Raw genomic sequence first — 7187 nt, forward strand, 5'->3', positions numbered from 1 at the left:
GGGGCGGGGCCGAATGGGGCGCTGGCGTGCCGCTGCTTCAGTTCATGAAGAACATACGTCTAATTGATAAAAATCATATGCCAAGTTCGGTTTCGTCCAGGAAGAATGAGCTAAGCGTGGCGCCGTTAGGATGGCAGGCACATCCCGCGTCCCGGAGAGCTTCGATGACTCGACTGAGCACGTCTGTCGATCGTGCCACGGCCCTGCTCACGAACGCGAACCTCGCTGCGGACGCGACCGTGCGCGAGCCGATGCTCATCCTCAGCCGCTTCCAGCGGTGGGGCACCAGGTGGTGTTCATCGTCGGTGACATAACCGCCAAGATCGGTGATCCCAGTGGCCGCTCCGACGAGCGGCCCGCGCTGACCGACGAGGACATTGCCCGCAATCTTGCCACCTGCCGTGAGCAGGTCACCCCGTTCTTCGACTTCGCCCGCACCCGGTTCCGCCACAACGGCGACTGGCTGCGGGAGGTCAGACTGCCGCAGCTGATCGAGGGCACCGACGGCACCGGGGCCAAGATGAGCAAGTCCAAGGGCAGCTACGCCTTCGGTGACGTCGAGAACCTGCCCGAGGTCGCCGGCCTGGGGCAGTCGGTGACCGACGCGGTGAAGGCGCTGGGTTTCGCCAGGAGCAACGTTGACGTCCGCCGCGTCGCCCAGCAGAACGGGCTGCGCCTCGTCGTCGAGGCCGAGGGCGGCCAGGGGCAGATCACGCTCACCGCCGACGAGGCCCGTGAGCCCCTCGCGGCCCTGGTCAAGGACAAACTCGGCGACCGGAGCGGCGACTACTACCTCAAAGTCGGCCGCAAGCTCGCCCGGATCACCGTCACCTCATGATCTCATGTGTGCGGGGCGGATCGGCTAGATCTTTGTGCTGGTATACGGCTCAGGCGGTGTAACCGCGGCTGGAGTCGACCAGGCCACCGCCACCGCCGAGCACGGCGACGAACTCCTTGGAAACCACCGGATGCGAGAACATCGGGTAGTCCTTGGTGATGGCGTTGTCGTGTTCCTCCACGGAGGTTGCTGCAACGCAGTCGGTGAGCGTGAGGACGTTGAAGCCTTTTTCATACGCGGTCCGCATTGTGGACTCGACGCAACAGTTGGTGAGAAAACCGCCGAGGGCGACGTTTCTGATGCCCTTGCCGCGGAGGATGAAGTCGAGGTTGGTGCTCATGAAAGCGTCCAGCCCGCGTTTCCCCTCGACAAGGATGTCACCGGCGGCGGGCGTGAGAGCCGCGACGATCTGCGCGCCCCACGAACCCTTCACGAACGCGTTGCTCTCGACGACCCCGGCGAGGATGCCATACGGCTTCGCGCTGATCTCGCCGTAACCCTCCACGAATGAGATCGGGACGTGGATGACCGTGGCACCCGCCTGGCGGGCCTGTTCGGCTGCCGCAACGGTGTTGCCGAGCATTCCCGTCCGCTCCATGACCTCCGCCACCGCGCCGTGCAACGCGCCGCCGGCCGTGGTGAAGTCGTTCTGGAACTCGATGAGGACGAGAGCGGTTTCGGCTGGATTCAGACTCATCGGGCCTCCTGCGGCAGTCGGCGGGCATCGTGTCGCATCTCACGCTAGCCGGCTCTCGCGGTATTTGCCAGCTGTAGCGGGATTCCTGGCGACACGCGGTTCCCGGCGTTGCCGATCCGGGCCGGCTCCAGGAGGTGGAACTCTCGGGGTGAGAAAGGCGGCCCCGGGTAGATCGTTTGCTTTTGGATGGCCGATGATCATCGTGTCGTGAGCTGGAGCGTTCTGTCTCCGGCCGCCCTTGCCTGTCTTACCTGGCTTGCCTGCCCTACCTGCAATCCGCCGCGTCCCCCGGGCATGGTTCGGGCGACTGGCCGGAGGCGAGCAGGCCGATGGCCACACGCCGCAACGCGTCGGTGAGGATCACCTGCTCGTCGGCGTTCAGCGGAGCGAGGACGTGCCGTTGGGCCAGGTTCAGGCGGGCCGTCATCTCCTCGTGTCGGCGCAGCCCGGCATCGGTCGGCCGGATGAGCCGGGCACGCCGGTCGGCCGGGTCGGGACATCGTTTGACGAGGCCGCCGTGTTCGAGATCGTCGATGAGCCGCACCATGACCGACCGGTCGATGCCGAGGCGGCGGGCGACCTCCAGCTGGTTGCGGGCGCAGTCGGTCGCGGTGGCGGACAGTATGTGCAGGCCGCGGAGACCGCCGGGGAAGTCCCCGACGGTCTCCTGCGCGGCCTGCAGGAAGCCGTTCAGGACCTGGGTCAGCAGCCAGCCGAGGTCTTCGTGGACTTCTTCCGGCAACTCGGCAGCGGCGGCGGCGGTGTCGGTCCCCGATCCCGACGTCGCCTTCGACGTCCCCTCCGCGTCCGAGTGCTCCACCCCCTCATCCTACTGCTTGCGATCTGAGATATTCTCTGTCAGTGATACGTGTAGTCGCAGACGATCGTGACTGCACACCGTTTTGTCACGCATCTGTTGGCTCGACTGTCGGCCCGATCGAGGGGATCACATGCCCACACTCCTGCACATCGACTCAAGCGTCAGCCCGGCATCGGAGTCCCGGGCCTTCGCCGGCCGGTTCGCCACCGCCTGGACCGAGAGCCACCCCGGCGGCACTGTGACCTATCGTGACCTCGCAGCCAACCCGCCCTCGCACCTCGGCTGGGACGGCATCAGCGCTTCGGTGACCTCGGCGGACGAGCGGTCACCGGAGCAGGCCGCGGCCTGGGGCGGGCGTGAGGAGCTCATCGCCGAGCTTGAGGCGGCGGACGCTCTGCTGCTGTCCGTCCCGATGTACAACTGGTCGATCACGTCGACGCTCAAGGCGTGGATCGACGCCGTCGTCGTCGTCGACCGGACCGTCAGCCTGTCGGGCGGGCCCGGCGTGCTCAATGGCAAGCCGGTCACGGTCATCACCGCCCGCGGCGGGGCATACGGCCCGGGCACCCCCCAGGAGGGCAACGACTACCAGGAGCCCTACCTGCGTCACGTGCTCACCGCGCTCGGCGCGACCGACATCGACTTCATCAACGTCGAACTGACGCTGGCCACGGTCAACCCGGCCCTGGCCGATCTCATCCCACTCGCCGAGCAGTCACGCGCGACAGCGGAGAAGGCGGTAGCCGCCCGCGCGGCAGCCTGAAGCACCAATCCGATAACTACAAGTAGCAACAAAATCGGTAGCTGACGTCAACAGGCGCCGGCCGCCAAGGAAGATCGCCGCAGCTTTGTCGTTGTGTACGCCAACAGGGCCGAAAGGCGTATCGAACGGCAGACTCCGCTGGATCGTTCTCCGTACGGGTGGGCGGGGACGAGCCGGCCGGCGCGTCTGAGGTGTTCGTGCTCGGGCGCGCCGGCGATCCGCCGCCGGCGATCCGCCGCCGGCGTGGCGAAGCTACGTGAAGCCGTGAAATCGCGGACCTCACGGGCGCAGCGGCAGCGCCTTGCCCGGGTTGAGGATGCCGGCCGGGTCGAGCGCCTGTTTGATCGAGGTGTGCAGCGACCGCGCCACCGGGTCCAGTTCGTCGGCCAGGACACGGCACTTGAGCACACCGACACCGTGTTCGCCGCTGACCGTCCCACCGACCCGCAGCGCGAGGCCGAGCAGGTCGTCGAACGCGGCGAGCGCGCGCCGCCCGGCGTCCGGATCCCCGCGCGGATACACGATCATCGGATGCAGGTTGCCGTCCCCGGCATGGCCGAAGGTGCCGATCACGACGTCCCTGGCCGCGGCGATGCGTTCGACACCACTGACCGTCTCGACGATGCGTGAGCGCGGGACGGCGATGTCGTCGAGCAGCCACGCGCCGAGGCGTTCCAGGGCGGGGAAGGCGAGCCGGCGGGCGGCCAGCAGCATGTCGGCCTGTGCCGCGTCCTCCGAACGGTAACTCTCGGTAGCGCCAGCGGCCGCGCAGACGCTGACGACGGTGTCGGCCTCGGCCTCGCCCGCCTGCCCCGGCAGGTCACTCTGGGCGAGCAGCAGCGCGGCGGCGGAGGAGTCCAGGCCCATGGGCTGGAACCGTTCGACCGCGGCGAGCGTCGTTGCGTCCATCAGCTCCAGCAGGGACGGCGTGGCGACATTCATGATCTTTTCAACCGCCCGGCCGGCGCTGACCAGGTCCGGGAACACCGCGACCGCCGTGGTCGGCGCGGCGGGCAGCGGACGCAGCCGCAGCCGGGCCTCGGTGATCACACCAAGGGTGCCCTCGCTGCCGACGAACAGGCTGACCAGGTCGTAGCCGGCCACCCCCTTGAGAGCGCGGCGCCCGACCCGGGTGACCCGCCCGTCGGCCAGCACCACCTCGAGGCCGAGCACGCAGTCCCGGGTGCTGCCGTATTTCACGCAGCACAGGCCGCCGGCGTTCGTCGCGATGTTGCCACCGATGGTGCACTGCTCCCGCGACGCCGGATCCGGCGCGTACCACAGGCCGTGGGCGGCGGCGGCCTCGCGTAACCGCTGGTTGATCACCCCGGGCTCGACGACCGCGTACCCGTCGGCGGGACGGATGGACCGGATGGCGTCCATCCGGTCCAGGCACAGCAGCACGCACCCGTCGACCGCGTTGGCCCCGCCGGACAGCCCCGAGCCCGCGCCGCGGGGGACCACCGGCACGCCCCGGCCGTGCGCGACGCGCATCACCGCCTGGACCTGCTCGGTGCTCCGGGGGAAGACGGCGACGGCCGGCTGCCCGGCCTCCGCCCCGCTGGCCTGGTCGTGACGGTAGGAGACGAGCAGATCCGGGTCGGTCACCACGGCGCCGTCCGGCAGCCGCGCGGCGAGGGCCGCGGCCAGTGCTTCCCCGGTTGTCCGCATCGACGTCACCCAGCGACAGTAGAGCCAGCGGAACGAGAACGGGAAGCGGTGCCCGGGCGGGCAGGCAGCGCCCCGCCTTCCCGGGCGTCCCGCGGTGGCCCGGCCGTCCTCGGATACCCGGCGCGCCGGCTCCGGCCGGCGGCCCGGGTGGAATGCTCCGGCCACCCGGCGACGATGGCCGCGTGACCGGTGGTCACGTCCGGTCCGGCTCGGGGCCATATAGTGTCCGTGGACGCCGGCCGGGAGGATTCGCATGAAATTCGAGCTGTTGAAGGCGCACGGTTCCAGCAACGACATATTCGTTGTGGACGGCCGGCCCGAGCGGATTTTCTCGACACCGGCCGAGGTGGCGGATTTCGTCCGGCTCGTCTGTGACCGGCGGGGCCCACTGGGCGGTGACGGCCTGTACTTCGTCGATGATTCACCGGCGGTGCCGGAGGCGTTCTTCTTCAATCCGGACGGGTCGTCGGCCAAACTGTGCGGCAACGGCCTGCGGTGCGTCGGCCGGCTTGTCCTCGAACGCCGGGGGGCCGACGCGCTGGACGTCTCGACAGGTGGCGGGCGGTTCCGGGTGGAGAGGATCCCGCAGGTGGCCGCCGGGGTGTGGAGTGTGGCCGTCGAGCTTCCCCCGGTGACGTTCCGCGCGGCCGACGTCCCGGTCGTGACCACGGGCGCCGAGCACGTCGACACGGTCATCCCGGCGCTGCATCCGGCGCTGCGTCTCACCGGGGTCGCCGTCCCCAATTCGCACCTGGTCGCGGTCGTCGACGACTACGACGAGAACGAGCTGGTCGCGGTGGGAAGCGCGGCGGCGCGCCTGCCGGCGGTTCTCCCGGCGGGCGCCAATGTGTCGTTCGTCCGGCCGCTCACCGCGCCGGGGGAGATCTTCGTCCGTACCTTCGAGCGCGGTGCCGGGCTGACGCTGTCCTGCGGCTCCGGCGTGGTCGCGTCCCGCGCGGTGTACTCGCGGCTCGGCCACGCCCTGGCGGGCGAGGCGCTGCTGGTCCGCAGTCCGGGTGGCTGCGCGCGATCCTTTCTTGTGCCCGCCGCGGATGGCACCCTGACCCCCCGGCTGGAGGGGAACGCGACATTTGTCTACCGCGCCGTCGTCGACGTGGAACAGCTCGCGTACGCCGAACCGGGAGATCTGGACCTCGACGTGCTGACCGACGAGATCTCCGCCTACGACCTGTTCCAGGAGGACAACCTGCGGGCGATCCGCGCCGCCGAACCAGCCCAGCCGAACCAGCCCAGCCGAACCAGTAGGTGAAAAAAGCCGCCCTGGCAGCGTTTTCCACCTACGCGTTCCGCGTCCGTAGGTGGAAAGCGCTGTGATGACGGCTTTTTCTGCCTGCGGCCGGCTCTTTTTCTGCCTGCGGCTGGCTACTGCTGGCCGAGGCGGTAGATGGAAGGCGTCGCCATGGTGGCGCCCTCCACCTACCCGGATGGCGCGGATGGTTCCTATGCGCGGCTGATCAGGCGGGGCGGTCGCTGGGGCCCGACTTGATGGCCTCCACCAACTGGCCCAGCTTCTCCTCGGGCAGCTTCCGCGCGAGGTCCGCTTCGCTGATCATTCCTACCAGCTGGTTGTTCTCGATGACGGGCAGCCTCTTGATCCGGTGCTCCATCATCTGTTGCAGGACCTCGTCGACGTCCGCGCCCGCGTCGATGTAGAACGGCCTGCCCTGGCTGAGCTCCCTGGCCCGGGTCGCCGCCGGGTCCCTTCCTTCGGCGAGACATCTGATCACGATGTCGCGGTCGGTGATGATGCCCTGCAGCCTGTTGTCGTCGCCACAGATCGGCAGGGCGCCGACACCGAGGTCCCGCATCCTGCGGGCGGCGTCGACGAGGGTCTCGCTCTCGCCGATGCACTCGGCGTCCCGGTGCATGATTTCCTGTGCCGTGGTCATGCGGCTCCCTTCCGCGCGCCCGCGTTCTCGCCGCGCGCTTCACGTCTGCGTGACCACCTGGTGGTGCCACCACGTGAGGTGGCCTGTGCTGCCGGGAGGCCTCGGGCGTCCGGGAGGCCGGGGAGCCCGGCTGGACTGGTGGTACCCCGCCATCTCCGGTCGCATGCTGTGCGCGGATATGTTCACGCGTGTGACATGCCTGGTCGCGGGGACGATCTGTGATTGGTTGTCGTCACGGCAGGACTGTTGTCGGATTGGTGACAGGCAGACGAGGAAGGCCGATGACAGACCAGGACCGGACCGGGGCCGGATCGGGATCAGAGGAACTGGTAGCGCTATGACATAGGCCACAAAAACATCGATCCTGGATCACCCAGGGCAATACGGGAGGCAGTGGAACGCCGAGGACCGGCGGGCTGGCGACCCCCTCCGTCGCCAGCCCGCCGGTTTCGGGCTATCTCTTCTCCCCCCGGATACTGCCCCCCCAC

General features: G+C 68.8%; 7 protein-coding genes. 3 read left to right on the forward strand and 4 right to left on the reverse strand.

Annotated elements, in window-relative coordinates; genetic code table 11:
• Positions 1 to 289: 289 nt before the first annotated feature.
• Entirely contained in the window at positions 290 to 838 is a 549-nt protein-coding gene (locus tag AC5LSR_RS22315) for a hypothetical protein (RefSeq protein ID WP_250284543.1), read from the forward strand.
• A gap of 49 nt (positions 839 to 887) precedes the next feature.
• Here the strand turns inward: AC5LSR_RS22315 and AC5LSR_RS22320 are convergent, their stop codons facing one another.
• Complete coding sequence (locus AC5LSR_RS22320; protein WP_250284541.1) at positions 888 to 1535, reverse strand: cysteine hydrolase family protein; 648 nt, start codon at positions 1533 to 1535, stop codon at positions 888 to 890.
• Positions 1536 to 1800: 265 nt separating this feature from the next.
• Positions 1801 to 2355 (reverse strand): MarR family winged helix-turn-helix transcriptional regulator, encoded by a 555-nt coding sequence (locus AC5LSR_RS22325; RefSeq protein WP_250284539.1) that lies wholly within the window; start codon positions 2353 to 2355, stop codon positions 1801 to 1803.
• A gap of 130 nt (positions 2356 to 2485) precedes the next feature.
• Between AC5LSR_RS22325 and AC5LSR_RS22330 the strand changes: the two genes are divergently transcribed.
• On the forward strand, positions 2486 to 3118 hold the full coding sequence (locus AC5LSR_RS22330) for an FMN-dependent NADH-azoreductase (RefSeq protein WP_250284537.1): 633 nt from the start codon (positions 2486 to 2488) through the stop codon (positions 3116 to 3118).
• A 279-nt stretch (positions 3119 to 3397) separates the two neighbouring features.
• Here the strand turns inward: AC5LSR_RS22330 and AC5LSR_RS22335 are convergent, their stop codons facing one another.
• Positions 3398 to 4789 carry an FAD-binding oxidoreductase gene (locus AC5LSR_RS22335; protein ID WP_250284536.1) on the reverse strand — a complete coding sequence of 464 codons (1392 nt, stop codon included), beginning with the start codon at positions 4787 to 4789 and terminating at the stop codon, positions 3398 to 3400.
• A 253-nt stretch (positions 4790 to 5042) separates the two neighbouring features.
• On the opposite strand from AC5LSR_RS22335, the gene dapF reads away from it, so the two are divergent.
• On the forward strand, positions 5043 to 6059 hold the full coding sequence (gene dapF, locus AC5LSR_RS22340; protein WP_250290286.1) for a diaminopimelate epimerase: 1017 nt from the start codon (positions 5043 to 5045) through the stop codon (positions 6057 to 6059).
• Between the two features lie 205 nt (positions 6060 to 6264).
• Here the strand turns inward: dapF and AC5LSR_RS22345 are convergent, their stop codons facing one another.
• Positions 6265 to 6699: a CBS domain-containing protein gene (locus tag AC5LSR_RS22345; protein ID WP_250284534.1), complete on the reverse strand. Its 435-nt coding sequence runs from the start codon at positions 6697 to 6699 to the stop codon at positions 6265 to 6267.
• Positions 6700 to 7187 lie beyond the last annotated feature (488 nt).

Source organism: Protofrankia sp. CiP1_Cm_nod4, from assembly GCF_982290645.1.